The 25,989-nt window shown below is 68.4% G+C and carries 26 protein-coding genes; 11 read left to right on the top strand and 15 right to left on the bottom strand.

Features of this window, described 5'->3' with window-relative positions:
- Positions 1 to 73: 73 nt before the first annotated feature.
- From NRB20_RS14840 to NRB20_RS14830, 3 genes are read right to left on the bottom strand one after another with little or no spacing between them, the layout of a single operon-like run.
- Positions 74 to 982, bottom strand: a complete 909-nt coding sequence (locus tag NRB20_RS14840; protein WP_153410650.1) for an alpha/beta hydrolase — start codon at positions 980 to 982, stop codon at positions 74 to 76.
- 20 nt (positions 983 to 1,002) lie between these two features.
- Entirely contained in the window at positions 1,003 to 1,833 is an 831-nt protein-coding gene (locus NRB20_RS14835) for an SDR family NAD(P)-dependent oxidoreductase (RefSeq protein ID WP_319944927.1), read from the bottom strand.
- Entirely contained in the window at positions 1,830 to 3,398 is a 1,569-nt protein-coding gene (locus NRB20_RS14830; protein WP_153410649.1) for a flavin-containing monooxygenase, read from the bottom strand. The genes NRB20_RS14835 and NRB20_RS14830 overlap by 4 nt, the downstream gene beginning before the upstream one ends.
- A gap of 60 nt (positions 3,399 to 3,458) precedes the next feature.
- Here NRB20_RS14830 and NRB20_RS14825 point away from each other — a divergent pair, with 60 nt between their 5' ends.
- Complete coding sequence (locus NRB20_RS14825) at positions 3,459 to 4,091, top strand: TetR/AcrR family transcriptional regulator (protein WP_153410648.1); 633 nt, start codon at positions 3,459 to 3,461, stop codon at positions 4,089 to 4,091.
- 307 nt (positions 4,092 to 4,398) lie between these two features.
- Here the strand turns inward: NRB20_RS14825 and NRB20_RS14820 are convergent, their stop codons facing one another.
- The 3 genes from NRB20_RS14820 to NRB20_RS14810 form a co-directional block, all read right to left on the bottom strand.
- Positions 4,399 to 6,003: an MFS transporter gene (locus NRB20_RS14820; protein ID WP_153410647.1), complete on the bottom strand. Its 1,605-nt coding sequence runs from the start codon at positions 6,001 to 6,003 to the stop codon at positions 4,399 to 4,401.
- A 7-nt stretch (positions 6,004 to 6,010) separates the two neighbouring features.
- Positions 6,011 to 6,508: a hypothetical protein gene (locus NRB20_RS14815; protein ID WP_153410646.1), complete on the bottom strand. Its 498-nt coding sequence runs from the start codon at positions 6,506 to 6,508 to the stop codon at positions 6,011 to 6,013.
- Between the two features lie 274 nt (positions 6,509 to 6,782).
- Positions 6,783 to 7,775: a glycine betaine ABC transporter substrate-binding protein gene (locus NRB20_RS14810; protein WP_153410645.1), complete on the bottom strand. Its 993-nt coding sequence runs from the start codon at positions 7,773 to 7,775 to the stop codon at positions 6,783 to 6,785.
- Positions 7,776 to 8,019: 244 nt separating this feature from the next.
- Between NRB20_RS14810 and NRB20_RS14805 the strand changes: the two genes are divergently transcribed.
- The 6 genes from NRB20_RS14805 to NRB20_RS14780 all read left to right on the top strand — a co-directional run bounded on the left by NRB20_RS14805 (position 8,020) and on the right by NRB20_RS14780 (position 12,437).
- Positions 8,020 to 8,916: an ABC transporter substrate-binding protein gene (locus NRB20_RS14805; protein ID WP_227833548.1), complete on the top strand. Its 897-nt coding sequence runs from the start codon at positions 8,020 to 8,022 to the stop codon at positions 8,914 to 8,916.
- Between the two features lie 379 nt (positions 8,917 to 9,295).
- Positions 9,296 to 10,447: an ABC transporter ATP-binding protein gene (locus NRB20_RS14800; protein ID WP_319944926.1), complete on the top strand. Its 1,152-nt coding sequence runs from the start codon at positions 9,296 to 9,298 to the stop codon at positions 10,445 to 10,447.
- Positions 10,448 to 10,463: 16 nt separating this feature from the next.
- Positions 10,464 to 11,147 (top strand): ABC transporter permease, encoded by a 684-nt coding sequence (locus tag NRB20_RS14795; RefSeq protein WP_153410643.1) that lies wholly within the window; start codon positions 10,464 to 10,466, stop codon positions 11,145 to 11,147.
- Positions 11,144 to 11,830 carry an ABC transporter permease gene (locus NRB20_RS14790; protein WP_319944925.1) on the top strand — a complete coding sequence of 229 codons (687 nt, stop codon included), beginning with the start codon at positions 11,144 to 11,146 and terminating at the stop codon, positions 11,828 to 11,830. Before NRB20_RS14795 ends, NRB20_RS14790 begins: the two co-directional genes overlap by 4 nt.
- Before the next feature lie 23 nt (positions 11,831 to 11,853).
- Positions 11,854 to 12,099, top strand: coding sequence for a CopG family transcriptional regulator (locus NRB20_RS14785; RefSeq protein ID WP_153410641.1), 246 nt, complete (start codon positions 11,854 to 11,856; stop codon positions 12,097 to 12,099).
- Entirely contained in the window at positions 12,093 to 12,437 is a 345-nt protein-coding gene (locus NRB20_RS14780; RefSeq protein WP_153410640.1) for a type II toxin-antitoxin system PemK/MazF family toxin, read from the top strand. Before NRB20_RS14785 ends, NRB20_RS14780 begins: the two co-directional genes overlap by 7 nt.
- Before the next feature lie 16 nt (positions 12,438 to 12,453).
- Here NRB20_RS14780 and NRB20_RS14775 read toward each other — a convergent pair whose 3' ends face one another.
- The 5 genes from NRB20_RS14775 to NRB20_RS14755 form a co-directional block, all read right to left on the bottom strand.
- Positions 12,454 to 13,113, bottom strand: a complete 660-nt coding sequence (locus NRB20_RS14775; RefSeq protein ID WP_153410639.1) for a response regulator transcription factor — start codon at positions 13,111 to 13,113, stop codon at positions 12,454 to 12,456.
- Complete coding sequence (locus NRB20_RS14770; protein WP_153410638.1) at positions 13,080 to 14,201, bottom strand: sensor histidine kinase; 1,122 nt, start codon at positions 14,199 to 14,201, stop codon at positions 13,080 to 13,082. The genes NRB20_RS14775 and NRB20_RS14770 overlap by 34 nt, the downstream gene beginning before the upstream one ends.
- Before the next feature lie 5 nt (positions 14,202 to 14,206).
- Complete coding sequence (locus NRB20_RS14765; protein WP_153410637.1) at positions 14,207 to 14,695, bottom strand: hypothetical protein; 489 nt, start codon at positions 14,693 to 14,695, stop codon at positions 14,207 to 14,209.
- Positions 14,696 to 14,773: 78 nt separating this feature from the next.
- Complete coding sequence (locus NRB20_RS14760; RefSeq protein ID WP_153410636.1) at positions 14,774 to 15,982, bottom strand: DUF1501 domain-containing protein; 1,209 nt, start codon at positions 15,980 to 15,982, stop codon at positions 14,774 to 14,776.
- 8 nt (positions 15,983 to 15,990) lie between these two features.
- Complete coding sequence (locus tag NRB20_RS14755) at positions 15,991 to 17,298, bottom strand: DUF1800 domain-containing protein (RefSeq protein WP_153410635.1); 1,308 nt, start codon at positions 17,296 to 17,298, stop codon at positions 15,991 to 15,993.
- A gap of 83 nt (positions 17,299 to 17,381) precedes the next feature.
- On the opposite strand from NRB20_RS14755, the gene NRB20_RS14750 reads away from it, so the two are divergent.
- The 4 genes from NRB20_RS14750 (at position 17,382) to NRB20_RS14735 (ending at position 20,322) form a co-directional block, all read left to right on the top strand.
- Positions 17,382 to 18,062 carry a response regulator transcription factor gene (locus NRB20_RS14750; protein WP_406603831.1) on the top strand — a complete coding sequence of 227 codons (681 nt, stop codon included), beginning with the start codon at positions 17,382 to 17,384 and terminating at the stop codon, positions 18,060 to 18,062.
- A gap of 25 nt (positions 18,063 to 18,087) precedes the next feature.
- Positions 18,088 to 19,407: a sensor histidine kinase gene (locus NRB20_RS14745; protein ID WP_153410634.1), complete on the top strand. Its 1,320-nt coding sequence runs from the start codon at positions 18,088 to 18,090 to the stop codon at positions 19,405 to 19,407.
- 95 nt (positions 19,408 to 19,502) lie between these two features.
- Positions 19,503 to 19,829 carry a hemophore-related protein gene (locus tag NRB20_RS14740; RefSeq protein ID WP_194289852.1) on the top strand — a complete coding sequence of 109 codons (327 nt, stop codon included), beginning with the start codon at positions 19,503 to 19,505 and terminating at the stop codon, positions 19,827 to 19,829.
- Positions 19,830 to 19,944: 115 nt separating this feature from the next.
- The gene (locus tag NRB20_RS14735) at positions 19,945 to 20,322 is read left to right on the top strand and encodes a hypothetical protein (protein ID WP_153410633.1); all 378 of its coding nucleotides are present in this window, start codon (positions 19,945 to 19,947) and stop codon (positions 20,320 to 20,322) included.
- 28 nt (positions 20,323 to 20,350) lie between these two features.
- Here NRB20_RS14735 and NRB20_RS14730 read toward each other — a convergent pair whose 3' ends face one another.
- The 4 genes from NRB20_RS14730 to NRB20_RS38110 all read right to left on the bottom strand — a co-directional run bounded on the left by NRB20_RS14730 (position 20,351) and on the right by NRB20_RS38110 (position 25,752).
- On the bottom strand, positions 20,351 to 21,706 hold the full coding sequence (locus NRB20_RS14730; protein WP_319944923.1) for a glycoside hydrolase family 27 protein: 1,356 nt from the start codon (positions 21,704 to 21,706) through the stop codon (positions 20,351 to 20,353).
- Between the two features lie 3 nt (positions 21,707 to 21,709).
- The gene (locus NRB20_RS14725; RefSeq protein ID WP_319944922.1) at positions 21,710 to 22,906 is read right to left on the bottom strand and encodes an NAD(P)-dependent malic enzyme; all 1,197 of its coding nucleotides are present in this window, start codon (positions 22,904 to 22,906) and stop codon (positions 21,710 to 21,712) included.
- A gap of 639 nt (positions 22,907 to 23,545) precedes the next feature.
- Entirely contained in the window at positions 23,546 to 25,303 is a 1,758-nt protein-coding gene (locus tag NRB20_RS14720; protein WP_319944921.1) for an FAD-binding protein, read from the bottom strand.
- Positions 25,304 to 25,443: 140 nt separating this feature from the next.
- Positions 25,444 to 25,752 carry a hypothetical protein gene (locus NRB20_RS38110; RefSeq protein WP_153410632.1) on the bottom strand — a complete coding sequence of 103 codons (309 nt, stop codon included), beginning with the start codon at positions 25,750 to 25,752 and terminating at the stop codon, positions 25,444 to 25,446.
- Between the last annotated feature and the right edge of the window lie 237 nt (positions 25,753 to 25,989).

Below are 25,989 nucleotides of genomic sequence, written 5' to 3'. Positions count from 1 at the left end.
AACGGCCGACACGGGTGCTCCCGCATCGGCCGCGACCGGGCCGTCTACCGGCGCCGATCGTCCGTATCTCATCCTATGGTCGGGTTTGCGCAGGTTGCAGTGATTCGCCGAGGAAGTCGGCGAGCTCGCGCATCGCGGCCGCCGCCGGGGCGACCAGCGAAGCCTGCAACTGCGCCACATGCCACAGCCCGCGCGTCACGGAGAACGTCGTGGGCACCTCGGCCGCGCGCAACAGCTCCACCAGGCGGGTGCACTGCGTGTAGAGCATCTCGCCCTCGTCCACCTGGACGTAGGTCGGCGGCAGTCCGCGCAACTCACCCAGCAGCGGCGCGTAGCCGGGATCCAGGCCGTCACCGTCGCCCAGGTAGGCATCGGCACAGGCCCGCGACCACGGACGGCTGACCACGAGATCCCGTTCCCGGGGCGCGGATTCGTTCGGATCGGACCACGGTGCGATCAAACCCAGTGCGGCGGGCCGGATTCCGTGCCGGTCGAGCAGGCGGCGGGCCAGCGCCAGGGACAGTCCGCCACCGGCCGAATCACCCGCTACCGCAAGGCTTTCCGGCCGCAATCCGATGGACAGCAGTTCCAGGTAGGCCGCCTCGGCGTCGTCGAGGGCGGCCGGATACGGATGTTCGGGCGCGAGCCGGTAGTCCGGCAGATACACCGGACGCCCAAGTTCGCGAGCCAGATGCGCGGCCAGCGAACGATGGGTGGCGATCGACCCGATGGTGTAACCGCCGCCGTGCAGGTACAGCAGCGCACCTTCGCCGGTGGCCGCGCCGGAGGTGATCCGTTCGGCCGCACGGCCACCCAGGCGCATCCGGTCCACCCGGGTGCCCGGCGGCAACACCTGCAACGCCGAACCGGCGTCCAGCAGTGCGCGTTGCACACCCCAGGGCAGCCGGTCGTGCATCGCGTATCGGAACATCGGGTGCAGTACCGCGCGGGCGATCGGCAGCGGCAGCGAAACAGCGGGCATGGCAGGAACTTTCATACCGATCAGGGCAGGAACCGCGAGTTCACCAGGTTGGCGATCCGCTGGTAGTAGGAGCCGGTGGTCCGCACGAACAGGTCCAGAGCCTTTGCCTCCCAACCGATCAGCACCCGGCCGTGCCCCTTGGCGACGCCCTCGGTGATGGTCTGCGCGGCCATCTCCGGGGTGTGCAGGGCCAGCTGCTTGTCGAAGAACGACGCGAACTGCTTGGCGTCGATCCCCTCGGCGTAGGTGGCGTTGCGGGCCACGGCGGTCTTGATGCCGCCGGGGTGCACGCAGGTGACCTTGACCGGCTGCTTGCGCGCCATCATCTCCTGACGCAGCGATTCGGTGAACCCGCGCACCGCGAATTTGGCTGCGTTGTAAGCACTTTGACCCGGCACCGCGATCAACCCGAACAGGCTGGACACGTTGACCACATGTCCCGCACCGGATTCGATCAGATGCGGCAGAAATGCCTTGGTGCCGTTGACGACTCCCCAGAAGTCGACATCCATGATCCGCTCGATGTCCTTGAACTGCGAATCGACCACCTCGCCGTGGAAGGCGATACCGGCGTTGTTGTAGATCTGGTGCACGACGCCGTAGTGCTTCTTGACCTCGTCGGCGTAGAGCAGCACGGCCTCGCGCTCGGCGACGTTGAGCCGATCGGACTTGACCTGCGCGCCCAATGCCTCACAGCGCCGGACGGTCTCGGCCAGCCCCTCGGTGTCGATGTCCGAGAGCGCGAGTTTGGCGCCGCGGCGGGACAGATTCTCCGCCAGCGCCCGCCCGATACCCGATCCGGCGCCGGTGATCACACAGACCTTGCCGGTGAAATACGCGTCGTTGCTCACTGTCCTGCCACCACTTTCGCTTCGGGCCGCGGTTGGGCCCCGGATGTCTCGGAATTCGCCGCGGTACCGGTCCGATACGCCGCGACGTCGAAGCTCTCCAGCAGCCTACGGAATCGGAACGTGAAATCGGGCCACAGCGTGGTGTTGTTGCCGTGCTTGTCCATGTACCAGCTCGCGCAGCCGCCGGTGCTCCACACGCTGCCGGTCAGCTTGTCCTGCAACGCGCTGTTGAACGTGTCCTGCGTGTCCTTGCGGACCTCGACCGTGCGCAGGCCCATCCGGTCGAAGGTGGCCACGGCGTCGGAGATGTAGTTGATCTGCGATTCGATCATGTACACCATCGAGGTGTGTCCCAGCCCGACGTTCGGGCCGAGCAGGAAGAACATGTTCGGGAAGTTGGCGATCGCCGAACCCTTGTACGCCTGCTGACCGCCCTCCTCGAAGACCTCGGTCAGGGTGCGACCGTCGCGACCCGAAATCGTCTCGTACACAGGCGAATCGGTGACGTGGAAGCCGGTGGCCACGACGATGGCGTCGACCTCGCGCTCGACGCCGTCCCGGGTGACGACAGAGCCGGAACGGATCTCGGCGATCCCGTCGGTGACCACGTCGACGTTCTCGCGGCTCAGCGCCGGGTAGTACTCGTTGGAGATCAGCATGCGCTTGCAGCCGATCCGGAAATTCGGCGTGACCTTCTCGCGCAGTTCACGATCGCGCACTTCGTAGCGCAGCTTGGCGCGGGCGATGGTCTCCAGCGCCAGCATCGCGGGCGGGAACTTGGCCAGGCCGACGACCTGCGTCTCGCGGGCGGCGTAGATGGCCGCGCGGGACAACTTCTGTACTCCCGGAACGTATTTGAACGCCAGCCGCTCGGGCAGCGTGTACGGCCGGTCCATCCGCGGCAGCAGCCACGGCGCGGTGCGCTGATACACGTCCAGGTGCTCGACCTTCGACGCGATCGAGGGCACGATCTGGATCGCCGACGCGCCGGTGCCGATCACCGCGACGCGCTTACCGGTCAGATCCGCCTCGTGATCCCAGCGCGCGGAGTGGAAGATCTCCCCCTCGAAGGTGTTGATACCCTTGATATCCGGCAGATTCGGCTCGCACAGCGCGCCGACCGCGGAGATCAGGATGTCGGCGGTGAACTCGCCCCGGCTGGTGTGCACCTCCCAGCGGGCCTGCGCCTCGTTCCAGCTCGCGCCGGTCATCTCGCAGTCGAACAGGTGCTTGTCGCGCACGCCGTACTTGTCGGCGACGCCCTGGATGTAGCCCTGGATCTCCGGCTGCTTGGAGAACGACCGCGACCACTCCGGGTTCAGCGCGAACGAGTACGAGTACAGGTGCGAGGGCACATCGCAGGCCGCGCCGGGATAGGTGTTGTCCCGCCAGGTGCCGCCGACATCGCCGCCGCGCTCGAGCACCAGATAGTCCTCGACACCCTGCTGGCTGAGCCGGATTGCCATGCCCAGCCCCGAGAAACCACTACCGACGATCAGGACGTGGACGTGGCGCGCCGGATCCCCCTGATCACCGACACCACTGTCTGTAACCTTGCGACTCATGTATTCGAGCCTAAGGGCTTATTGAGCCGGAGTCAACAGTATTGACTCACGTTCAGTAGGATGGTCGCCGTGAACGGAAGAACTGCCGGCAAGAACGGGAAGCGGGTGCGGCTGAGCCCCGACGAACGCCGTCGGCAGCTGATCACCCTCGGCACCCGGATGCTGCGCGAGCACGCGCTGGAGGACATCTCGATCAGCGAGGTCGCCGAGCAGGCCGGGATCTCGCGCGGCCTGCTGTTCCACTACTTCTCCTCCAAACAGGACTTCCAGCTGGCCATCGTGGCCAACGCCAACGCCGAGCTGCTCACCCGCACCGAACCCGACCGCAGCCTGCCGCTGGCCGAGATGCTGTACGACGCGGTGCGCCGGTACGTGGACTACGTCAGCGAGAACCGCACCTCGTATCTGGCCCTGCTGCGGCGACCCGCCGGGACCGAACTCATGACCCTGGTCGACGCGACCCGCGGCGCGCAGGCCGACCGGATCATGGCCGAGATCCCGCTGCCCGCGGACCATCCGGACCGGCCCCGGCTGGAGTTGGCCGTGCGCGGCTGGATCGCGTTCGTCGAGGAGGTCACGCTGAGCTGGCTGACCACCGAGACCATCAGCCGCGAGCAGTTGATCGAGATGCTCGTCGGATCGCTACCCGGACTCGCGGCCGATCCCACGCTGATCGCCCTGCTCGGTAGCTGATCGCTGCCACCGGGCAACCCGATCGCGCTGCCGGGCAAGCGAATCCGGCCCGGTCGGCCCGTCCGAGAGCGGCCGGAATTCCGGTCCGGATTATCAGCGCGACCACTCTGAACAGCGCATTCACCGCCGATACCGGTCGACTCCCTTCCTGCGCCCCGGGCGCGCTCCTACGGTTGTCCCCAACGGCCGGAGCTCCGGCCCGGAGCGCGGAGGGGTCGCTCCGGTTCGGTACTCCGGCCGCTCGAATCGCACCGGCCGTGGGGAGCAGCGCCGCTCCCCGCAGCGACGAGGCAGTCGGGCCGGACGATCAGGTCTCGTACTCGTACCCCGCGCGATCGAAACGCGGTAGCGAGATCGCGGTCAGCGCCGCGGCGAGCAGCATCATCACCGCCGAAACCAGCAGTGCCACCTCGAGTCCGCGATGGAACGCCGCGTAGGTGGCGGTGATGACCTGATTCACGATCGGCCCGTACGCGGCCGAGGCGGCCTGATCACCGCCCGCGGGCACATTGCCGGTCTCGATCGCGTCGATCACGATGGCCTGGAAGTTCGCCGGAATCCGCAACTGGTTCAGCCGAGAAGTCAAGTCCGCGTTGAGGAACGAGTTGACCAGCGACCCCAGCGCCGCGACGCCGACGACCGCGCCGACCTGTCGCATGGTGTTGGTGGCCGCGGCCGCCATCCCCGAATGCGCGGCCGGCACACCGGACAGCACCGCCGAGGTCAGCGGCACCACCGCGATACCGAAACCGATCCCCGCCAACGTCAGCGACAGCGCCAACGGCGTGAATTGCACCGTGACTCCGAGGAATTCGCGCGTCAGCAGAATTCCCGCACCGCCCAGCCCGCAGCCCACGATCATCGGCGAGCGCGACCCGCGCGCGGCCACCCAGAATCCGGAGACCAGCGCGCCGACGATGATCGCCACCGCCATCGGCGCGAAGACGGCCGCGATCCGCCAGCCCGAATAACTCACCACCTCTTGCAGATACAGCGCGGTGAAGAAGAAGATCGAGAAGATGCCGAAGTAGACCGCGAACGCGACGATCAGCGCGCTGCGCACCAAAGGTCTTCGCAGATAGGCGAAGTCGAACATCGGATGGCGAGCCCTGTGCTCCGCCACCAGGAATCCCGCCCCGGCGATGCCGCCGACGACGAACAGCGTGATCACCGAGGCCGCGCCGTAGCCGACCTGTTCCCCGGAGATGCCCGCGTAGATCACACACGCGAGAAACGTTGCGCCCAGGACGAATCCGGGCACGTCGACCGGTCCCGGCTGCGGATCGGCGCTCTCGGGAACGTAGCGCAGCGCGGCGATCAGCACCACGACGCCGATGATCAGGTTGAACCAGAACACCGACCGCCACCCGAACGCGCCCACCAGCAGCCCGCCGATCACGGGTCCGGCGGCCAGCGCGAGCCCGGAGACCGCCGCCCACGCACCCAACGCCTTGGCCCGCGCGCCGCGATCGGGGTAGATGTGCCGAATCACCGACAGCGTCCCGGGTTCGGAGGCCGCCGCGCCCAACCCCATCACCGCGCGCCCGGCGATCAGCACCGCGACCGATCCGGCCAGCGCCGAAAACACCGATCCCACACAGAAAACGACCAGTCCGGCGATCATCACGCGCTTGCGGCCCCACCGGTCGCCCAGCGATCCCGCGGTCAGCATGAGGCTGGCGAAGACCAGCGTGTAGGCGTTGACCACCCATTGCAGCGACACCACTCCGGCGTGCACATCGGACTGGATGTTGCCCAGGGTGACGCTGACGATCGTGGTGTCCAGGAACGTCACGAACAGCACCGCGGTCACGACGGTCAGCGCGAGCCTGGGCCGCACCGTGCGCCCGCGCGCCGGATCCAGCGATATCAGGCTGTGCCACAACGCTTTCGGGGCATCCGAGCGAGCCATGGTCGGCTCAGGATGTCGGCGTGGGGGCCGGGGTGGCGCAGACCGGCGGCGGATTGCCCTCGAGGGTCAGCAGGGCGCAGAACGTGGCCGCGGTGACCTTCCAGGCGCCGTCGGTGCGCACCGCCGTCCCGGACTGTCCGGCCAGCGCCGGTTTGCCGTCGAACAGGATGGTGAAGGTGACATCGGCGTGGTCGGTGCCGGAACTGGCCACATTGGACACCGTCGCGGTGGTGCTCTTGGCCATCGCCGAACCGGCCTGCGCCTTGATGGTCGCCGCGAACGCCTGCCCGTTCTCCAGCAGCGCGATCTTCTGATCCGCGGTGGTGGACCCGTTGAAGAACCGCTGATAAGTACTGCTGACGGCCTCGGTCACGCTCGGTGCGCGGGTACTGGACGGCGTGCCGCCGGATTCCTTGTCCGACCCGCCGCACGCCGCCGTACCGGTCAGCAGTGCGGCCAGCGCGCAAACGGTGAGTGCGCGTGTCGCGATCGTTCGATCGAACATGCCATCGCCTCCCTCGGGACGGCTGCTTGATCATCCCGACACTACTCGCCGGAACCACCTGCCGAACCCGATCCGCGACGGCCGTTGCCGCCTCGAAATCGGAGAATCCAGGACAACATACGGACGATCCGGCAACCCGTGACCTACCCGGCAGAGCGCGGCGGATCCCGCTTCACACAGCTGGGCCGACACCGGAATCAGCAGCGTCCGAACCGATTGTCTTCGTCCTGATCTCGGTCCCGATCAGCAGGTGCGGCAACCGTCGCCGGGCGCATCAGAGATTGTGTTCGTCCAGCCAGTCGCGGGCCAGGTCGGCGGGGTCGGCGTGCTCGTCGCGCAGCCTGCGGATCATCGCGGTCAGGTCGGCGGTGACGAGTTCGCCCGCGACGTAGTTCAGCTTCTTGATCTGGGTGCCGGTCAGCGAGCCCTGACGGAACAGCGGAACGACGTTCTGCGCGCGGAATACGTACTCCGGGTCGGCGACGGCGACCAGATCACCCGGGCCGCCGGGCAGCAGCGCGGCCGGTGCGGTCAGCACACCGGCCTGAATCCGACCGCCCCGCAAGGCATTTCGCAGGTCGGTGTCGTCGCGGTAGATCGTGTAGCGGGTGATATCGCAGCCGTAGACCGCACGCAGCGGGGTCAGCACATCGCGCTGCGGATTCCGCGCGGCACGCAGCGGTTCCAGCTCGGTGCCCACGGCGATGCCGACGGTGAGGTCACCGCAGCGCGCGGCCAGATCCTTCAGCGAGTGCGGGACGCGGGCGGCCGCGGCGGCGGACAGCACGAAATCCGGGCGCAGATCGGTGCCGTCGGCGATATCGGAGATCACCAATCCCTCGGGCATGGCCCGGCTCAGCGCGTCGGAGACCGAGGAGCCGGGCGGGGCCTGCGCGACGGTCGTCCCGCTCTGCTCGCTCACCTCGGTCGCGGCGGTCGCCGGATCGGGGGTGCGCGCGGTCGAGCGCGGATCCAGTGCGCCGAGCAGATCGCCGCTGTCGTCGCCGACCAACGTCACCCGATCGGCGTCCAGCGCGGCCAGATAGTCCCCGCGCCCGCCCAGTCGCGCGGTCACCACGGTGTGCGCACCGGTGCGCGCCAACGCTCCGGCATAGATTTCGGCGATCAATTCCGACTGCGGCGAGGTGCCCGCGCCGACCCTGATCGTCCCGCCGGATTCGCCGTGCGAACACGAGACGACCAGCGTCAACGTCGTGACGGCGAGTACCGCGCGGGTCGCCGTTCGCAGCGACGCTGCCAAATCCATCCGGCGACACCTACTCCCGTTTAAATAGTCAGAACGACGCCCGGCTGCAAGGATGGACAGCCAGACCGCGGCCGTCCCGACGACGAATGGTAGCCGGGCCGCGCCGCACCTCACCCGGCAGCGCCGGGCCCTCGGAAGGACCGCAGTGAAATCCACGATCATCCTCTCCGCGCGTCGGCGCGGGTTCCGTCCCGCCCTCACCGCCGTCCGATTCGTCGCCACGGCCGTCGCGCTGGCCACCGCGATGGCGCTGTCCGCGTGTGGTGGTAGTTCGGATCCGCTCGCCTCGGGTTCGGGCAACTGCTCGGGCGATGCGAACAAGTTGACCGTCGGCTCGGCCAACTTCCCCGAATCCGAGACCGTGGCCGACGTGTACGCCGAGGCGTTGCGCGCCAACGGTTTCACCGTCGACACCAAACTCAACATCGGCAGCCGCGAGGCGTACATTCCGGCGCTGCGGGAGTGCTCGATCGGCGTGATCCCCGATTACACCGGCAACCTGCTGCAATACCTGGACAAGTCGGCGACCGCGACCGCTCCCGACGCGGTGAACCAGGCGCTGACCAAGGCCCTGGGCAGCGATCTGGTCGCCGGGACGCCCGCGCCGGGCGTGGATTCCGACGCGGTGGTCGTCACCCAGGAGACGGTGCAGAAGTGGAATCTGCACTCGATCGCGGATCTGGCGCCGCATTCGGCCGAGGTGACCTTCGGCGGCTCACCGGAATTCGCCGAACGTCCCGACGGCCTCCCGGGCCTGAAGAAGCACTACAACCTGGACATCCCGGCGAACCGGTACGTCCCGATCAGCGACGAGGGCGGCCCGGCGACCGTCCGCGCGCTGACCGCCGGCCAGGTCACCGCGGCCGACATCTTCACCACCTCCCCCGCCATCAAGGAGAACAACCTGGTGGTGCTCGCCGACCCGCAACACCATTTCGCGGCGCAGAACGTCGTCCCGGTGCTGAACGCGAAGAAGAAGTCCGACAAGGCCCTGAAGGTCCTGGACGCGATCTCCGCCAAACTCACCACCGACCAACTGATCGCCCTCAACGAGCAGGTGTCCGGCTCCGCCAAGGTGGAACCGGCCGCCGCCGCCAAGTCCTGGGTCACCGCGCAGGGCCTGGACAAGCCGATCGGATAGCTTCCGATGAGCACGAAAACGCAGGCCCCGCACGATGTTCCCCGCCGACGACCGGTGTGCCGACGGGAGTGCGGTGCGGCCGAACACAGCGTCGGCACGGCTCCGACCACCGATCCCACGCGCAACACACGTTCGAAACCGGCTGCCGGCGAACCGGATACGACGCGACCGACAGACCTGCCGGTACCGCGTGCGCGACGATGCCGAGCATGGGGCAGGTCGGGAACGGTGAACGAGCACGGCGTCGGCACCGCATCGCACGTGCGGACCGGTGTTTGGCGCCGAGGATCAGGTGTGACGGATGTATGGGATATATGCCGAACAGACCGGCGGCACAACGGATTCCGTGCGAGTCAGTCGAGGGTGAGCGGGGTTTCGGGTGAGTGAGATCGAGTTCCGCGGTGTGGGTAAGACATATCCGGGTGGGACCACGGCGGTGTCGGATCTGGACCTACGGATCGAGTCCGGGTCGTTCACGGTGTTCGTGGGGCCCTCGGGATGCGGTAAGACCACCTCGATGCGGATGATCAACCGGATGATCGTGCCGACCACGGGCACGATAACCGTTGCGGGGCAGGATATCTCGACGGTCGATCCGGTGCGGTTGCGGTTGGGTATCGGGTACGTGATCCAGCAGGCCGGGCTGCTCCCGCATCGCACGGTGCTCGACAACGTGGCCACGGTGCCGGTGTTGCGTGGACAGTCCCGGCGCGCGGCGCGCCGGGACGCGCTCGCGGTGCTCGACCGGGTCGGGCTCGATCACGCACTGGCGGAACGGTATCCGGCGCAGCTGTCCGGCGGGCAGCAGCAGCGGGTTGGTGTGGCACGGGCGTTGGCGGCCGATCCGCCGATCCTGCTGATGGACGAGCCGTTCAGCGCCGTGGATCCGGTGGTGCGCGAGGAGTTGCAGGCGGAAATGCAACGGCTGCAAGCGGATCTGCACAAGACGATCGTCTTCGTCACGCACGATATCGACGAGGCGATCAAACTCGGCGATCGGATCGCGGTCTTCGGTCGCGGTGGCGTACTGCAACAATACGATTCGCCGCAGCGGGTGCTGGCCGAGCCCGCGACCGATTTCGTGGCCGACTTCGCCGGACGGGATCGCGGGTATCGCGGGCTGTCCTTCCGCGCCGCGGATGATGTCGCGCTGCACGAGATTCGGAGCGTCACCGCAGCACAGGTGCCCGAACTCCGGCTCGAGGCCGGGGAATGGGTACTGGTGGTGGACGATTCGCGGCGCCCGATCGGCTGGGTCGATGTCACCGGCGTCGAGCGCGTGCGCGCCGGGCACGCGCTCGCCGAGAGCATGTCCGCGGGCGGGTCGCTGTTCTCCCCCGGCGCGGATCTGCGACAGGCCCTGGACGCGGCGATCTCCTCCCCCTCGGGAATCGGTGTGGCCGTGGATGATTCGGGCGCGGTGACCGGCGGCCTGCTGGCCACCGAGGTCCTGGACCGGCTGGCGGCGCAACGTTCCGACGAGGACGCCGCCCGCAACCGTCACTTCTTCGAACAGGAGCAGACACGGTGAGAGCGGTCGGAACCCGATGAGATATCTGATCGACAACTTCGCCGAGATCGCCGGATTCGCCCGCACCCACCTGTATCTCGCGCTGGTCCCGCTGCTGGTCGGGCTGGTGATCGCGATTCCCGCGGGCGCGGCGGTGCGGCGGGTGCCGTCGTTGCGCCGGATCACCATCACCGTGGCGAGCGTGGCCTTCACGATCCCGTCGCTGGCCCTGCTGGTGATCATTCCGCCGCTGGCCGGTATCGCGACGATCGATCCGCTGAACGTGGTCATCACCCTGAGCATCTACTCGGTGGCGTTGCTGATCATCGCGGTTCCGGCCGCGCTGGATTCGGTGCCCGCCGAGGTGCTCGACGCCTCCGACGCCATCGGCCACACCCGGCTGCGTCGCACCCTCACCGTCGAATTCCCCTTGGCCGTACCGGTTTTCGTGGCGAATCTGCGGGTGGTGGCGGTCACCAACATCTCCCTGGTGACCGTCGGCGCGCTGATCGGCGTGGGCGGGCTGGGCAAACTGTTCACCCAGGGATATCAGCGCGACTATCCCGACGAGATCGTTGCCGGGATCATCGTGGTGCTGCTGCTGGCCCTGGTGGTCGATCGGGTGCTGTTCGTGCTCGGCCGCTGGGCGACGCCGTGGTTGCGGGCCGGGCGACCGCGCCTGTCGCAACGCCTGCGTCCGGCGAAAGGGGTTGGCGTGTGAACCTTTTCATCGATGCCTGGCACTACTTCAGCACCGCGGCGAACTGGGGCGGCTCGGCCGGAATCGGCAACCGGCTGCTCCAGCACCTCTGGTACAGCTTCCTGGCCATCGCGATCTCGGCGGTGATCGCGGTGCCGATCGGCCTGCTCATCGGGCACACCCGGCGCGGCGGCGGCCTGGTCGTCGGATTCGCCAACGCGATGCGCGCGCTGCCGACCCTCGGCGTGCTCACCATCGTCGTGCTGGGTCTGGGCCTGGGTCTGATTCCGCCGCTGTTGGCCCTGCTCACCGTCGGCATCCCGCCGCTGCTCGCGGGCACCTACGCGGGCATCGCCAACGTCGACCCGACCGTGGTCGACGCCTCCCGCGCCATGGGAATGACCGAACGCCAACTCCTGCTGCGCGTGGAAACCCCCAACGCCCTGCCGGTGATCCTCACCGGATTGCGTTCGGCCACACTGCAAGTGGTGGCGACCGCGACCATCGCCGCGTACGTGAACCTGGGCGGGCTGGGCCGCTACATCTTCGACGGCATCAGCCTCTACAAATACGATCGCGTACTGGTCGGCGCGATCCTGGTGGCCGCGCTGGCGCTGCTCCTGGACGCCCTGCTCGCCCTCGCGGTCTGGGCGAGTGCTCCCGGGACCGGCCGATTGCGCCGCCACAGGCCACGGACAGGATAGTTATACCGAGTTATACTGAATTCATGAAAACCGCGATTTCAGTACCGGACGACACCTACGCCAAGATAGAACGCACAGTGCACTCCCTGGGAGTGACCCGCTCGGAGTTCTATGTACACGCAGCTCAATATTATATCGCTCACCTCGAGGAGACGACCCTGACCAGCGAGATCGACGCCGCCCTCGACCTGATCTCGGGCACCGACGACTCCAACGCCGCAGCCGCTTCCGCAGGACGTCGACTGCTCGCCGAATCCGACGAATGGTGATCCGTCGCGGTGAAGTGCACTGGGCGGATCTCGGCGAAGCGATCGGGTCGCGACCGGCCAAACGTCGCCCTGTTCTCGTGATTCAAGCAGATCCGTACAACAAGAGCAGGCTTGCCACCGTGCTCGTCGCGGTAGTCACCTCGAACACGAAACTCGCCACCGCCCCCGGGAATGTCTTCATCCCGGCATCCGCTTCAGGATTGCCGAAGGATTCTGTCGTGAATGTGACCGCACTACTGACCCTCAACAAGGACGAGCTGTCCGGCAGCGTAGGCAGCCTGCCCGCTGGTCTGCTCCGAGAAGTCGACGCGGGTCTACGTAGAGTGCTCGGAATCTGACCGCGCACAATTCCGGTCAATTCGCCAGTCCGGTCCGATGCGCGTAGGCGATGGCCTGGCCCCGGTCGCGGACGTCGAGTTTGGCGAACAGCGAGTTGATATGGCTCTTGACGGTGCTCAGGCCGATGAACAGTGCCGCGGCGATCTCGGAGTTGTTGCGGCCCTGGGCCATCAGGCGCAGCACGTCCAGTTCGCGATCGGTGAGGTCGGCGCGCGCGGGTTGGGCGGGCGCGCCCAGGGCGGAGATCAGGCGCGCGCCGACGTCGGCGGCGAGGGTGGTGTGGCCGCTGGCGACCGAGCGGACCGCCGCGGCGATCTCGGCGCGTCCGGCGTCCTTCGTGAGGTAGCCGCGGGCGCCCGCGCGCAGGGCCCCGGCGATGGAGGCGTCGTCGGCGTAGGTGGTCAGGACCAGGACCGCGGTGCCGGGATGCGCGGCGGTGATCGCGGCGGTCGCGGCCACCCCGTCCAGGCCGGGCATGCGCAGGTCCATCAGCACCACCTGCGGGGACAGGCTGCGGACCAGGTCGACCGCCTCGGCGCCGTCGCGGGCCTCGCCGACCACCTCCACGTCGGGCAGCAGTGACAGCACGGTGGTCAGCCCATCCCGCACCGTGGTCTGATCGTCGGCCACCACGACCGAGATCATCTGTGCGGCACCCGGATTCGCACCGTCCATAGGTTGTCCTGCCTTCCCGCTCGCACCGTGCCGCCCACCGCGGCGATTCGCTCGGTCATACCGAGCAGGCCCGCGCCCGCACCGGAATCCCGTAGCGCGCTGAGCTTTCCGGTGATCGGATTGCCGATCGTCACGTCCAGACCTTCGTCCCGGTCTTCGAGGGTGAGCGTAATCGGTTGTCCGGGAGCGTGTTTGCGCGCATTGGTGCAGGCCTCCTGCGCCGCGCGGCCGATCGCGACGGCGGTCTGCTCGTCCAACCGGCGCAGTTCGGCATCGACGCGCAGTTCGGCCCGGCCGCCGGAGGCGCGCTCCTCCGCGGCGAGGCGACGCAACTCCTCGCCCAGATCGAAACCCTCCGCACGCAGCGCGTTCACCACTCGCCGGGCGTCCTCGAAGCCGGATCGGGCCAGTTCGTGCGAGGCTTTCACCCGCTCGGACGCGCGATCCACCTCACCGGCCTCGAGCAGGGCGTCGGCGGCGTCGAGCTGCCGGACCAGCCCGCCCAGGGTGTGGGCGAGCACGTCGTGGATGTCACGGGCCAACCGGCCGCGTTCGGCCAGCGCGGCGGCCCGGTCGCGTTCGGCGCGGATCACCCGGTTCTGTTCGAGCAGTAGCCGATTCTGGTCCGCGGCCTCCCGCGCCTGACGTCGGCTCCAGCCCATCAAACCGAATACCAGCACCCCCACCAGCAGGCCGAGCAGATCGCGCGGATGTCCCGCCACGCCGAGCACCGAGATGCAGGTGCACACCGCGGACAGGGTCGCGATGGCGAGTCCGATCGTCACCGGCGCGGTCGCCAGCGACAATGCCGCGAAGACCGTGCCCAGGGCGGTGATGGCCGATCCCGCGACCCACGCGGCGGTCGAGCCGCCGCCGATCGCCATGGCGCACAAGCAGATCCGGCCCGGCCACACCGTGCCCTGCGGCTCGGCGGCCCACGCGGCCCAGGCGATCCAGGACAGCACCGCGCCCGCCGCGATCCACGGATGCGTCCACAGGTGCGCGTGCAGCGAGGAGAACAGCACGGCGACGAGCCCGATCAGGCGGAGCAGCCTGGACAGGCTCGTCGGCGCGGTGGCGGCGGTCATCGCGTTCAGTGTGCCCCAACCTGATGCGGCTCCCGTGTCCGCTGCAACAGGATCAGCGTGCGGCCCGCCCGATTCAGCGCCAGCATCAGCAGAATGACCCCCACCGACGCCACGATCTTCGCCCCGCTGGCCGAGGCCCACACATCCACTCCCAACCGCACCGCCACCATCACGAACCAGAGCAGCGAACCGGCCACTCCCGTCCGCGCCTCGAGCTTCCCGTCCGCCCGCCGGATCTGCGACAGCGTCCCCATCGCCACACCGACGCCCACACTCAGCACCGCCTCCAGCACCAGCAGCCCCACCGCCAGTCCCCCGACCACGGCACCCGTCACCGCCGGTCGCAACTCCACCACCCCGATCACCGCCAGAATGATCGGCCCGCGCCACACTCGCGCGAGATCCACCACCTGCCACCGGGTCTGGCGATAGACGATCCACCCCAACACGAGGACGACCAGAAGACCTTCGAGTACCGCATTCTGCAAGTTCATACTTCAAGCGTCGGCCAAACACGCCGTCGAACCCACCACCCCCGGGTGGACCTCGGGTGGAGATCCGCGCCCGGGTATTCAGGTGATCAGGCCAAGGTCGCGGCGGTTGGGGCCGAGGACGGGGGTGGGGTCGGTGGACACCACTCGGTGCAGGAGTTCGTGGTAGATGTCGCGGAAGTCGACGGTGGATTTGAGATCACCGTTGTCGAGGTCGGTGAGGCTGGGTTCGTCACCGTGGAAACCGCCTTTGACCTGGGAACCGGCCAGGAAGACGGGGCCCGCGGTGCCATGGTCGGTGCCCTGGGAGGCGTTGGCGGTGACGCGGCGGCCGAATTCGCTGTAGGCGAGCAGGATCACGTCGCGGCCGCGGGGGTGGGTGGACATGTCGCGGAGGAATGCGGTGACGGCCTCGTCCAGGCGGCCGAGGAGTTGTTCCTGGGTGTGGCGTTCGTCGGCGTGGGTGTCGAAGCCGCCCAGGCTGACCGAATAGACGCGGGTGGGTACACCGGCCTTGATGCACTGGGAGACCAGATTCAGTTGTGTGGCAAGGGGATTGCCTCCCGCCTTGGGCTCGGCTTTGGCTTTTCCGACCGTTTCGATCGACGAGAATGCTTGCGACACAGTCTGTTCCGAGCGATATCCGCTGCATACGAAACCCTGCGTGGCAGTGTCGTGCGGATCGGCCGCGCCCAGCCCGGCGAGTTCGGTCTTCAACTGTGCGGACAAGGGCGTCGAGGACGGATCCAGCGCCGAGGCAGTATGTTTCGCGCCGATCGCCAATGTCGGCAGGACCGAGCCGATATTGACCGCGCGCAGCGGATCGTCGCCGGTCGCGTCGAGCCAGCGGCCGACCCACCCGGTCGGCGAGGGTTCGTCGGGGACCCCGGTCTGCCAGATGTCCATGGACCGGAAATGGCTGTGGTCCGGCTTCGGATAGCCGACGCCGCGCACGATGGCCAACTGATGCCGATTCCACAGCTGCGCCATGCCCTTCAACGCCGGATTGAGTCCGAGCTGCCCGTCCAGATGCAGCACTTCCTCGGGGCGATAGGACAATTCGGGACGCGCGTCGTGATAGGCGTTGTCCGCGTACGGAATCACGGTATTGATGCCGTCATTACCGCCATACATGGTGAGCACCACCAGAATTCCCGATCCCGCGGGTAGCGGGCTGGTACTCGCGGCATCATGCAACTGGTCCCACGTGATCGCCGAAGCGCCGAGCACCCCGAGCGCGCCCAGCACCCCGGACCCGACGAGGAACTGTCTACGATTCACAGCCGGCATGACATTCCTCAGCTCGTCAGGTATTCGGGAGTGTTCACCGCGATCGCGGCCAGCCGCGCCGGATTGCCGACCGCGGTCCGCAGCACCTTCGCACTGCGATCGGACCACGCGCCCACGCCCAGCAGATGTCCGGCGGCATCCACCCGATCCGCGCTACTCGCGGACGAAATCGCCGACAGGTCAGCACCTTTCAACAACACGGTGATAGCGGTCAGCCGGGTCTGCGCCGCCGCGGTCGACATCCACGCCTGCCCGCTGGACCAGCCGCCCACATTCGGCGGATAGAACGGCAACTGCCCCAACGTCCGCAGCACCCCCATCACCCGATGCGCCTGCGCATCGGTGTTCATCGGCACCCGCAACGCCCGCACCGCCCCGATCAGCCATTCCACCGGCGCGTGCACGACCGTGTCCCGGGCCCCGGTGAACTCGGGATCGGTGAGGATCGCGGTGATCATCGCCCCCAGCGCACGCCCCGGCCCGTACGCGGCCGTCACCCGCCCCAGCGCGGCCTCCGAGGGCGGATCGTCCGAGGCCAGCTGCCCCCACATCCGCCCGGCCACATACCGCGCCGACTCCGGCCGCGCCAGCACCGCATCGCAGAACTCCCGCGCCCCCAGCGGACCGGTCACGCCGAGAAACGTCTTCGACCCCGCGTCGTGACGTTTCGGCACGAACACCGCCGCACCGTTCGTGATCGTCCACCCCGTCAACGCCCGAGCCCCTTGGCGCACATCGGTTTCCGTGTAACCGTTACCGTGCCCGAGCGCGAACAGCTCCATGAATTCGCGCGACAGATTCTCGTTCGGCGCCTTGGCGGTATTGGTCTGCCCGTCGAGCCAGCGCAACATGGCCGGATCGGTCAGCATCGCGTAGGCCAGCGCCGAGAAGTCGCCGACGCCCATACTCCGCAACGTCCGGTTCTGCCCGGCCATCTCCGCGGCACTGCGCACCTTCACCGCCGACGTGGCGAAGTGGTTGTGCCACAACAGCGTCAGCTTCTCCCGCACCGGCACCCGCACCGCGACCATCCGCCGCAACCACCACACGGTCAGCTCGTTCAACTGCGCGGTGAGTTCGGTGTTGTAGCTGCGCCGCTGCGCGGTCGTGGCCTTGCGGCCGGGCGGGTTGGGCGGCGCGAACTGCGGCATCGGCGTGGCCCGCGCACCCGGATCTGCCTCCGGATCGGCGGCGATGGCAGCGCGCAGATACGCCGCCGGATCGCTCACCGCGTCGACCTCCGGCCCCGACGCACCGAATCCGGACCGGCGCAGCACCCGTGCGGTGCGCATCCACTGTGCTGATTGGCTCGCCATGCTCCGAGTATCGGCCGCGGACCACCGGCCGCGCGCACCCCGGACGCGGACCTTCAGCCAATCCTCAGCCCCCAGCGGCCACAATATCGGGTGTGCACGGGCGAATCCTGATCATCGAAGATGCCGAGGCCATCCGGGCGGCGGTCGCCTCCGGGCTGCGCGCGGCCGGTCACGAGGTCCTGGCCCGCCCCGACGGCGAGGAACTCGAACGCGACCTGGCGCAGTTCCGCCCCGACGTGGTGATCCTGGACGTCATGCTGCCCGGCCGCGACGGCTTCGCCCTGCTGGACGCGGTGCGCGCGCACTGCGCGGCGGGCGTGGTCATGCTCACCGCGCGCGACGGGGTGCGGGATCGGGTGCGCGGCCTGCGTTCCGGATCGGACGACTACGTGGTCAAACCGTTCGATCTGGCCGAACTGGTGGCCCGGGTGGAGGCGCTGCTGCGGCGCATGGGCAAATTGCAGAACAAGATCACGATCGCGGATCTGGTGGTGGACGTCGAATCGGGAATCGTGTTGCGCGGCAACGAAACCGTCACCCTGACCGCCACCGAGTTCAAACTCCTGACCTATCTGGCCGCCCATCGCGATCAGGTGGTCACCAAGACCCAGATCCTCACCGCCGTATGGGGATACGAGGCGTACGACCCGAATCTGGTGGAGGTCTACGTCAGCGCGGTCCGGCGCAAACTCGAGGAATACGGGCCGCGCCTGCTGCACACCGTGCGCGGTATGGGGTACGCGCTGCGAGCCGGGGACCGATGAGCGCGCGGGCCGGGAGTGTGGCGGCATGAGAACGGTATCGCTGCGTCGCCGGGTAACCCTCACCGCCGCAATCGTTTCCGGCATCGCACTGGTGGTCGTTGCGGTGGTGGTGCACGGCCTGTTCGCCGTCGTGGTCTCCCGCAGCGAGGACACCACCCTCACCGACCGGGTACAGCTGGCCCGCCAGCTCGCCACGCAGAAGACCCCGCCCCGGGAACTGATCGCCCGCGTCGACAACCGCTCGGTGCGGGCCCGCCTGGTGCTCGCCGACGGCCACGCGTACGGCAGTCTCACCCCGTATCGCGAGTCGCAGAACGTCGCGAAAACCCGGCGCGTGACCCTCATCGCGCCCGGTCAGCTCAACCATTCGCACCTCACCGTGCAGATCGACGAGCCGCTGCTCGCGCGGATCGGCTCACGACTGGTCTGGGTGCTGGTCGCCGCCATCGCCGCGGCACTGCTGCTGATCGCGGGCGGACTCTGGTTCGGGGTGCGCCGAGCCCTCGCGCCCCTGGACTCGATGACGCGGCTGGCCCGCGACATCGCCCGCGGCCATCGCGGCAGCCGCCTGTCCCCCGATCGCACCGATACCGAACTCGGCCGCACCGCAAGCGCTTTCGACGAGATGCTGGACGCGCTCGAGGGCGCGGAATCGCGCGCCCGGAGTTCCGAACAGCAGTTGCGCGCCTTCGTCGGCGACGCCGCGCACGAGTTGCGCACCCCCGTCGCGGGTATCCGCGCTATCGCCGAGGCCGTCCTGCACCAACCGCCCGACGCCGATCCCGAGGAACGTCAGCGCATGTACCTGCTGCTCGCCCGCGAGGCGCAGCGGGCCGGTCGGCTCGTCGACGATCTGCTCGACATGGCCCGCATCGACGCGGGCCTGCAACTGCACACCGAACCGGTGAACCTGTACGAGCTCACCGGAATTCAGCTCGATCGCGTCCGGATGCTGCACCCCGGCGTGGATTTCCGGTTGGACGGGGACCCGGTCCACACCATCGCCGATCCCGAACGTATCGGGCAGATCCTGATGAACGTCCTGAGCAACGCGGGACAGGCCATGCCGGTCGGCGGCACCGTCGCGGTACAGGTGCGGGCCGACGACGACCTGGCCCGGATCACCGTCTCCGACACCGGCCCGGGGGTCGCCCCGGCCGACCGCGAGCGCATCTTCGATCGTCTCGTGCGCCTGGACCAGGCACGCGAAACCCGTTCGGGCGGTTCAGGTCTGGGCCTGCCCATCGCCCGCGGCATCGCCCGCACGCACGGCGGCGACCTGATCTGCACCGAACCCGAGGGCGGCCGCGGGGCCCGATTCGTGCTGACCCTGAAGATCAGCTGAAGGTACGCCGGTCGAACACGCGGATTTCAGCGCCCTCTCAGCAACGGCGGGCAGATTCGTCTCGACAGCACGTATCCACCGAACGGAGACCCATCGTGAAACGCATCGCCGCCGCCCTGCTCACCGCCACTGCGGGCCTGGCAACCCTGGCCATCGCGCTGCCCGCCGCCGCCTCGGCGGCCCCGGTGCAGTGCACCCCGCAGAACCGCGCCGCCGCCCACGCCGCCGCCGCGCCGCGGGTCGCCACCTACCTGGCCGCACACCCCGATCTGGCCGCCGAACTCGCACACATCCGGACCCTGCCGCAGAATCAGCGCCGGGCCGAGCGCCAGTCCTACCGACAGGCCCATCCGGACCTGATCGCAGGCCTGCGCGGCACACGCCAGCCGGTCATCGACTACCGGCACGCCTGCCACAGGTGACCGAATCCCCAACTCGAGACTCCGCTGATAACCGCCGATAACACGTTGTACCGCAGTGGCCGGTGGGATAGAACGGGTGAGAAGACAAAAGTCGTTCTCGACGTGGGGAATTCGAATGATTCGCAAGATCGTCACCGCGACGGCACTGACCGCCGGACTGCTCGGCGGCTTCGCCGCGCTCGGATCGGCAGTGGCGCAGGCGACGCCGATCGGCACCGTCAACTGCGGTTCGGCGCCCATCGGCAGCAAGCTCGTCACCACCTGCACCAACACCGATCTCGGACCCGGCACGATGAACTACTCACTGCTGTGCACCAATCTGGTGTTCGAGTGGTACCACACCGAGCGGATCGGGCCGAACTCCACGCAGACCATGGTTCGCGACTGCGGTCCCGGCGCGCATCCGATCCTGTGGGGTTCCTCGGGCATCACCGACTACCAGCAGTTGCAGAACTACCTGAACCAGCAGAACCAGCAGGCGCTCAACCACTGAGCCGCAACCGATCTCGCGCGGTGGCCGATCAGGTCACCCGCGAGGGGGTTATCCGCAACAGCACCGTGTCGTGCGCGGCCACCTGCGCACCGACCCTGGTGCGGACGAGCGCGTGCGCGCCCGACCACAGGTTGCGGGCCGTATAACTGTTCGCCGCAGGCAGATTCAGGTTCGGCAACGCGATCGAGAGCGTCGCGGTCGCGTCACCGCTGTTCCACAGCGCGACCGCGACCGAACCGTCCGACAACGTTCGGCGCCAGACCTTCCCGTCGGTGCCGGGCACCACGGCGACCGGCGCGGCGAGCGGATCCTGGTCCACGGCAATGATTTCCGGATCGGTCAGCAGCCGCCAGGTGGTCTCGTTCATGTAAGGCAGGGCGTTGCCCGCCATCAGCGGCGCGGCCAGCAGGGCCCACATGCCGAACTGGGTGCGCTGCTCGACCGTGGTGAGTCCGGGATACGAGGTGCCCTGCACCCCCGGGACGCCGACCTCGAGCATATCCGGATCGGCCCAGTGCCCCGGTCCCGATCGGGCCGCCGATGCCGCTGCGCCGGAAAGAATTTCGCTGACGCCCTGATTCCCGGCCGCGCCCTGACGCAGGGCCCAGCCGGGCAGCAGATCGTTGGTCGTGCGCCACAGCGTGCCGATGCCGGACCAGTCGTAGATCCCGCCGGGCGGCGCACCGGGCACATCGCTGTTCGGATTGATGCTGTAGACGATCGGACGTCCGGTGGCGCGCAACGCATCTCGCATTGTCGTGAATGCGGACACCTGCCGGTCGATATTGGAATCCGGTGAGCACCAATCGTATTTGAGATAATCCACACCCCAGGAAGCGAATGTGCGCGCGTCGAGCATCTCGTGTCCGGAACTTCCGGTACTTCCCGGATAGGTTCCGGAAATCTGTGCGCAGGTACGGGAATTCGGACTCTCGTAAATACCGAATTTCAATCCACGCGCGTGCACATAGGCCGCCAGGGCCGCGATGCCGTGCGGAAAACGGGTCGGATCAGGTTGCAGCGCACCGGAAGACGCGCGCTGCGTGGCGAACCAGCAGTCGTCCACCACGACGTATCGGTAACCCGCCGTACGCATCCCACTGGCCACCATGGCATCGGCCGTCTGCTCGACGGTGCGCTCGTCCACCGAACAGCCGTAGGCGTTCCAGGAGTTCCACCCCATCGGCGGCGTGCGCGCCACCCCGGGAATCGCGATCGCCGTGGTACCGCCCAGGTGCACGGTGTCGGCGAACGGCGCCGAGGCGACGCCGCCGAGCAGCACCAGCACCATGATCAGCGCGCCGGCCAGCGCCGTCAGCACACCCCCGGACAGCGCAGAACGCCCCCGCCGACCCGGCGTGGGGCGTTCTACCTTCGAAACCACCTGTTACGCAACGCCTTCTGCGCGTGCCGCAGCGGCCACAGCCTCGGCCACGGCCGGGGCGACCCGCGGATCCAGCGGGCTCGGGATGATCTTGTCCACGGCCAGCTCGTCCCGCACCACGCCGAAGATCGCGTTGGCGGCGGCCACCTTCATACCCTCGGTGATCCGGCGCGCACCGGCATCCAGCGCGCCCTTGAACACGCCCGGGAAGGCGAGCACGTTGTTGATCTGGTTCGGGAAGTCGCTGCGGCCGGTGGCCACGATCTGCACGTACTTCTGCGCGATCTCGGGGTGGATCTCCGGATCCGGGTTGGACATCGCGAACACGATCCCGTTCGGCGCCATCGAGGCGATCAGTTCCTCGGCGATGGTGCCCGCGGACAGACCCATGAACACGTCCGCACCGGCGAGCGCGTCGGCCGCGGTGCCACTCAGCTTGCGCGGGTTACTGCGTTGCGCCAGTTCGGCTTTGACCTCGTTGAGGTTGTCCCGATCGGTGCTGACGATGCCCTTCGAATCGAGCACCACGACATCCTCGACACCCGCGGCGAGCAGGATGTTGGTGCACGCCACACCCGCGGCGCCGGCGCCGGACACCACGACCTTCAGGTCCTTGATGTCCCGGCCCTGCACGGTGGCAGCGCCGTTGAGCGCGGCCAACACCACGATCGCGGTGCCGTGCTGGTCGTCGTGCATGACCGGGCAGTCCAGCGCCTCGATGACGCGCTTCTCGATCTCGAAGCAGCGGGGCGCGGAGATGTCCTCCAGGTTGACCGCGCCGAAGCTCGGACGCAGGCGGATCAGGGTCTCGACGATCTCGTCGACATCCTTGGTGTCCAGCACGAGCGGAATCGAATTGAGCCCGGCGAACTTCTTGAACAGTGCGGCCTTGCCCTCCATGACCGGCAGCGAGGCACGCGCGCCGATGTCACCCAGGCCGAGCACCGCGGTGCCGTCGCTGACCACCACGACCAGGCGGTCGGTCCAGGTGTACCGCTTGGCCAGCGCGTCGTCCGCCGCGATGGCCCGGCTGACCTGCGCGACACCCGGGGTGTAGGCGATCGACAGATCGCGCTGGGTGTCGAGGGGGGCGCTGAGTTCCACCGAGAGCTTGCCTCCGAGATGGCCGGCGAAAATCTCTTCGTGGGTGATCTCGGACAGGCTGGCAGTTGTATTCGGTGCGTCAGTCACAGAGGACACGATTTCACTCCTGCTCGATGCGGGCTAAACCGGGGGACGGTTACCGTCGGGTATGGAAATTAGGGATTTTTCGGGTTACTCGAGGGTGCTCCGAATGCGCTCGCACATGTCCCGCAATACCCTTCGGTAGTTACATCGCGGCAAGTCACGGTGGTTACTTCGCGGCAAGCCGTAAGGGGTATTGCGGGATACGGTTCGCGTATCGCCGCACAGATCCGTCGAGCCGGAGCCGGATGGTTGTCCGGGCAATGCACTACGGTGGTGATCCGCGGACCGGAGCCGTGCGTCACGGATCGCCGTTCACCAACCTCCCCGGGCCGGGCGGTGGCACCGGCCGGGATCCGGAACATTCTGCCAGCAGCCGCAGGTCTTGCCAAATCCTCCCGCGCGGCAGCAGGTCGAGAACGGCCGGTATGTGCCATTTCCCGAGGCTACGTGCCAGAAATTACCGCCGCGTCACCGAAGACCGACGATCCACACGACGATCCGGTGAACTGTCGCACCGCGGCCGAGCACGCGATGTGCGGCGGGCCAGCGGCGCGTTCGAGACTCTAATACGCGCTCCCAGACCGGAATCCGCCGCCCGTCGAACCACGAACCATCCGAGTCGGTACGACGGTTCACGCCACCCGCACCGACTCAGGCCGTAGCCAGATCCGGACGTTCGAGTTCGCACGCCTGCTCGGGCTGCAACGCGGAAGGCGGCGACCCAGCAGGCTGCGACATTGCGGACTGCGACGCGACGGACTGCGACACAGCGGACTGCGACACGACCGGCTGCCACACAGCGGACTCCGGCACAGCGGACTGGAGCACAGCGGACTCCGGCACAGCGGGCTGCCGCACAGCGGACTGCGACGCGACGGGCACCGGCTCGCACGCCTGCGGACGCACCCAGACTGTACCGAGCCCGCCGGTGAGCAGGCGACGGCACCAGTGTTCGATCACCTCGGGATGATCCGTGCGGCGATGGATACCGCGCGATTCGGTTCTGGCCAGCGCGCTGTATTTGGTCCAGCGGGCCACCGCCAGCAGCGCCGCGGCCTCCCGCGCGTACAGACGGTCCGGACCGATACCGCCGAGCGCGAATTCGGTGGCGGGCCACAGCGCGTCGAGTTCGGCGATGCTGTCGCGCAGACTGTCCGCGCTGCGCCGGTAACTGCGGCGCATGGGCAGCGTGTGCTCCTGGACCAGACCGACCACCGCGCGCGGATCGAGCCCGGCTCCGCCGTGCAACCCCGCGCCCGGCACCGGCCGCACCGGCCCGCGCCGACCACGCCCGGCCGCGAAACGGGCCGCACCCGCGCCCGCCCACACGCCCGAGGACATCGACCACGCCCCGCCCTGACCTCCGAATCCGCCGACCGCACCGGTGATCGGTTCGCGCCCGGCCACCTCACCGGCCGCGAACAGTCCGGGAACCGTTGTCGCGCAATCGAATCCGATCAGTCGCACGCCACCCGCGCCGCGCACGGTGCCCTCCAGCACGGCCCGCACCGGCATCCGCGCGAGATCGCCGGGCAGCCGCCTGCCCGGTGCGGCGTCCTGTGCGCCGAGCTGCCAGCAGGCGTAGACACGGCGTCCGTCCGCCAGCGCCGCGAGCGCCTGTGCGCCGAATCCCTCTCCCGCACTGCCGAATACCGTGCCGTTCTCATCGCAGAGGGTGGCCGTGCGCAATGCCGCCCGGGATGCCGTCGCGCGCCGATCCGCGCCCGCCGGATGCGAACCCAGCACCGGTGCCAGCGAATACGCGCTGGAGAACTCCATCCCGGACAGCTCACCGCCCGCCTCGGCCGCCATCAGCATGCCGTCGCCGGTATCGACGTCCGTCCCCGCGCCGCCGGAGCGGAACGCGCAGCCGCCGGTCGCCACCACCACTGCCCCGGCCCGCACCGTCCACGACCGGAAGCCGTCCTGCGTCCGCACGCCCGCCGCGCCGGACACCACGCCCTCGGTGTCCACGATCAGTTGCAGCGCCGGGTGGTGATCCAGGATCCGCACCCCGGCCAGTATCAGCGCGCGACGCATCCGGGCCAGGTACTGCGCACCGTCCAGCCGGATCCGGGTGACGCGCGCGGCGGGCTCGGCCGGTTCGCGCCGCGACCAGCGGGCCAGGTGGTCCGCCTGCCGGTACGTCTCGGCGAGCACCCGCGCCATCCACTCCGGATCGCCGAGGCAGCCGCCGTCGGCGAGGCCGCGCGTCACCGCCGCGTCACGCAGCGGACCGGGCGGGATATTCCACAGGGAGACAGTGCTTTTCGCGGTCGGGCCGCTGTGCCCGCAGCGGGCCTTGTCCACCAGCGCCACCCGGACTCCGGCACGTGCGGCCGACAGCGCCGCCCACACTCCCGCCGGGCCACCGCCCAGCACCAGCACGTCGGCCTCGAGGTCGATCACGGCCGCCTCCCGCGGCGGTCGGACCCCACTCGCTGGAGGCGCGTCGACGCCACGGACTGCTTCGATGATTCGTTCGCGATCTTGCCCACAGGAAATAAGGTTCGGACACAGTTCACCTGTTGGCAACCATTACACGGAGTTCAATTCCACCACTGCGTAACCAATAGATAACCTGCCGCCACAAAAACGACCACCGATCCGGAAAAAGCGGCCAAACCTCGACGCCGATCGGCGAACACCTGCCCAACCATGGCAACCACCGCCAAACCGACATGCCACCCCACCATCTTCATCCCCGGCCCCGGATACCCCCGCGCGTCACCCAGCACCGCCGACCCCGCCACCACCAACGCGAGCACCACCATCCCCGCGGCCACCACCCCACTGACCCCCCGCACGAACCTCACGCCCCACACCCCATCCCGCGCCCCACCATCGACCGCCACCATCGCCACCACTCCCTTCGACCACCACCGACACTGCACACCCACACCCGAAAGCCTTGCGCCCCAACAAGTGGACGATCCCGAACCACGACCGGACCAACCACCCCCCACGCGACCGTACGCCGCACCCGCAAGCTCGCCCCACCACGGGCACCCGCACCCCCAACCACTCGCATCACCACACCGCGTCCCGGGCTCGCCCCACCACGAACACCCGCACCCCCAGCCACCCGGATCACC

The organism is Nocardia macrotermitis (genome assembly GCF_009604405.1).
GTDB lineage: Bacteria > Actinomycetota > Actinomycetes > Mycobacteriales > Mycobacteriaceae > Nocardia > Nocardia macrotermitis.
The sequence above is the reverse complement of the archived record's forward strand: the minus strand, read 5'-3'. Positions and strand labels throughout refer to the sequence as shown.

Bases quoted from the DNA above. Each gene is read 5' to 3' on its own strand.
- NRB20_RS14840 (WP_153410650.1), bottom strand. From the start codon at position 982: ATGCCCGCTGTTTCGCTGCCGCTGCCGATCGCCCGCGCGGTACTGCAC.
- NRB20_RS14830 (WP_153410649.1), bottom strand. From the start codon at position 3,398: ATGAGTCGCAAGGTTACAGACAGTGGTGTCGGTGATCAGGGGGATCCG.
- NRB20_RS14825 (WP_153410648.1), top strand. From the start codon at position 3,459: ATGGTCGCCGTGAACGGAAGAACTGCCGGCAAGAACGGGAAGCGGGTG.
- NRB20_RS14820 (WP_153410647.1), bottom strand. From the start codon at position 6,003: ATGGCTCGCTCGGATGCCCCGAAAGCGTTGTGGCACAGCCTGATATCG.
- NRB20_RS14815 (WP_153410646.1), bottom strand. From the start codon at position 6,508: ATGTTCGATCGAACGATCGCGACACGCGCACTCACCGTTTGCGCGCTG.
- NRB20_RS14810 (WP_153410645.1), bottom strand. From the start codon at position 7,775: ATGGATTTGGCAGCGTCGCTGCGAACGGCGACCCGCGCGGTACTCGCC.
- NRB20_RS14805 (WP_227833548.1), top strand. From the start codon at position 8,020: ATGGCGCTGTCCGCGTGTGGTGGTAGTTCGGATCCGCTCGCCTCGGGT.
- NRB20_RS14795 (WP_153410643.1), top strand. From the start codon at position 10,464: ATGAGATATCTGATCGACAACTTCGCCGAGATCGCCGGATTCGCCCGC.
- NRB20_RS14785 (WP_153410641.1), top strand. From the start codon at position 11,854: ATGAAAACCGCGATTTCAGTACCGGACGACACCTACGCCAAGATAGAA.
- NRB20_RS14780 (WP_153410640.1), top strand. From the start codon at position 12,093: ATGGTGATCCGTCGCGGTGAAGTGCACTGGGCGGATCTCGGCGAAGCG.
- NRB20_RS14775 (WP_153410639.1), bottom strand. From the start codon at position 13,113: ATGGACGGTGCGAATCCGGGTGCCGCACAGATGATCTCGGTCGTGGTG.
- NRB20_RS14770 (WP_153410638.1), bottom strand. From the start codon at position 14,201: ATGACCGCCGCCACCGCGCCGACGAGCCTGTCCAGGCTGCTCCGCCTG.
- NRB20_RS14765 (WP_153410637.1), bottom strand. From the start codon at position 14,695: ATGAACTTGCAGAATGCGGTACTCGAAGGTCTTCTGGTCGTCCTCGTG.
- NRB20_RS14760 (WP_153410636.1), bottom strand. From the start codon at position 15,982: ATGCCGGCTGTGAATCGTAGACAGTTCCTCGTCGGGTCCGGGGTGCTG.
- NRB20_RS14755 (WP_153410635.1), bottom strand. From the start codon at position 17,298: ATGGCGAGCCAATCAGCACAGTGGATGCGCACCGCACGGGTGCTGCGC.
- NRB20_RS14745 (WP_153410634.1), top strand. From the start codon at position 18,088: ATGAGAACGGTATCGCTGCGTCGCCGGGTAACCCTCACCGCCGCAATC.
- NRB20_RS14735 (WP_153410633.1), top strand. From the start codon at position 19,945: ATGATTCGCAAGATCGTCACCGCGACGGCACTGACCGCCGGACTGCTC.
- NRB20_RS38110 (WP_153410632.1), bottom strand. From the start codon at position 25,752: ATGGTGGCGGTCGATGGTGGGGCGCGGGATGGGGTGTGGGGCGTGAGG.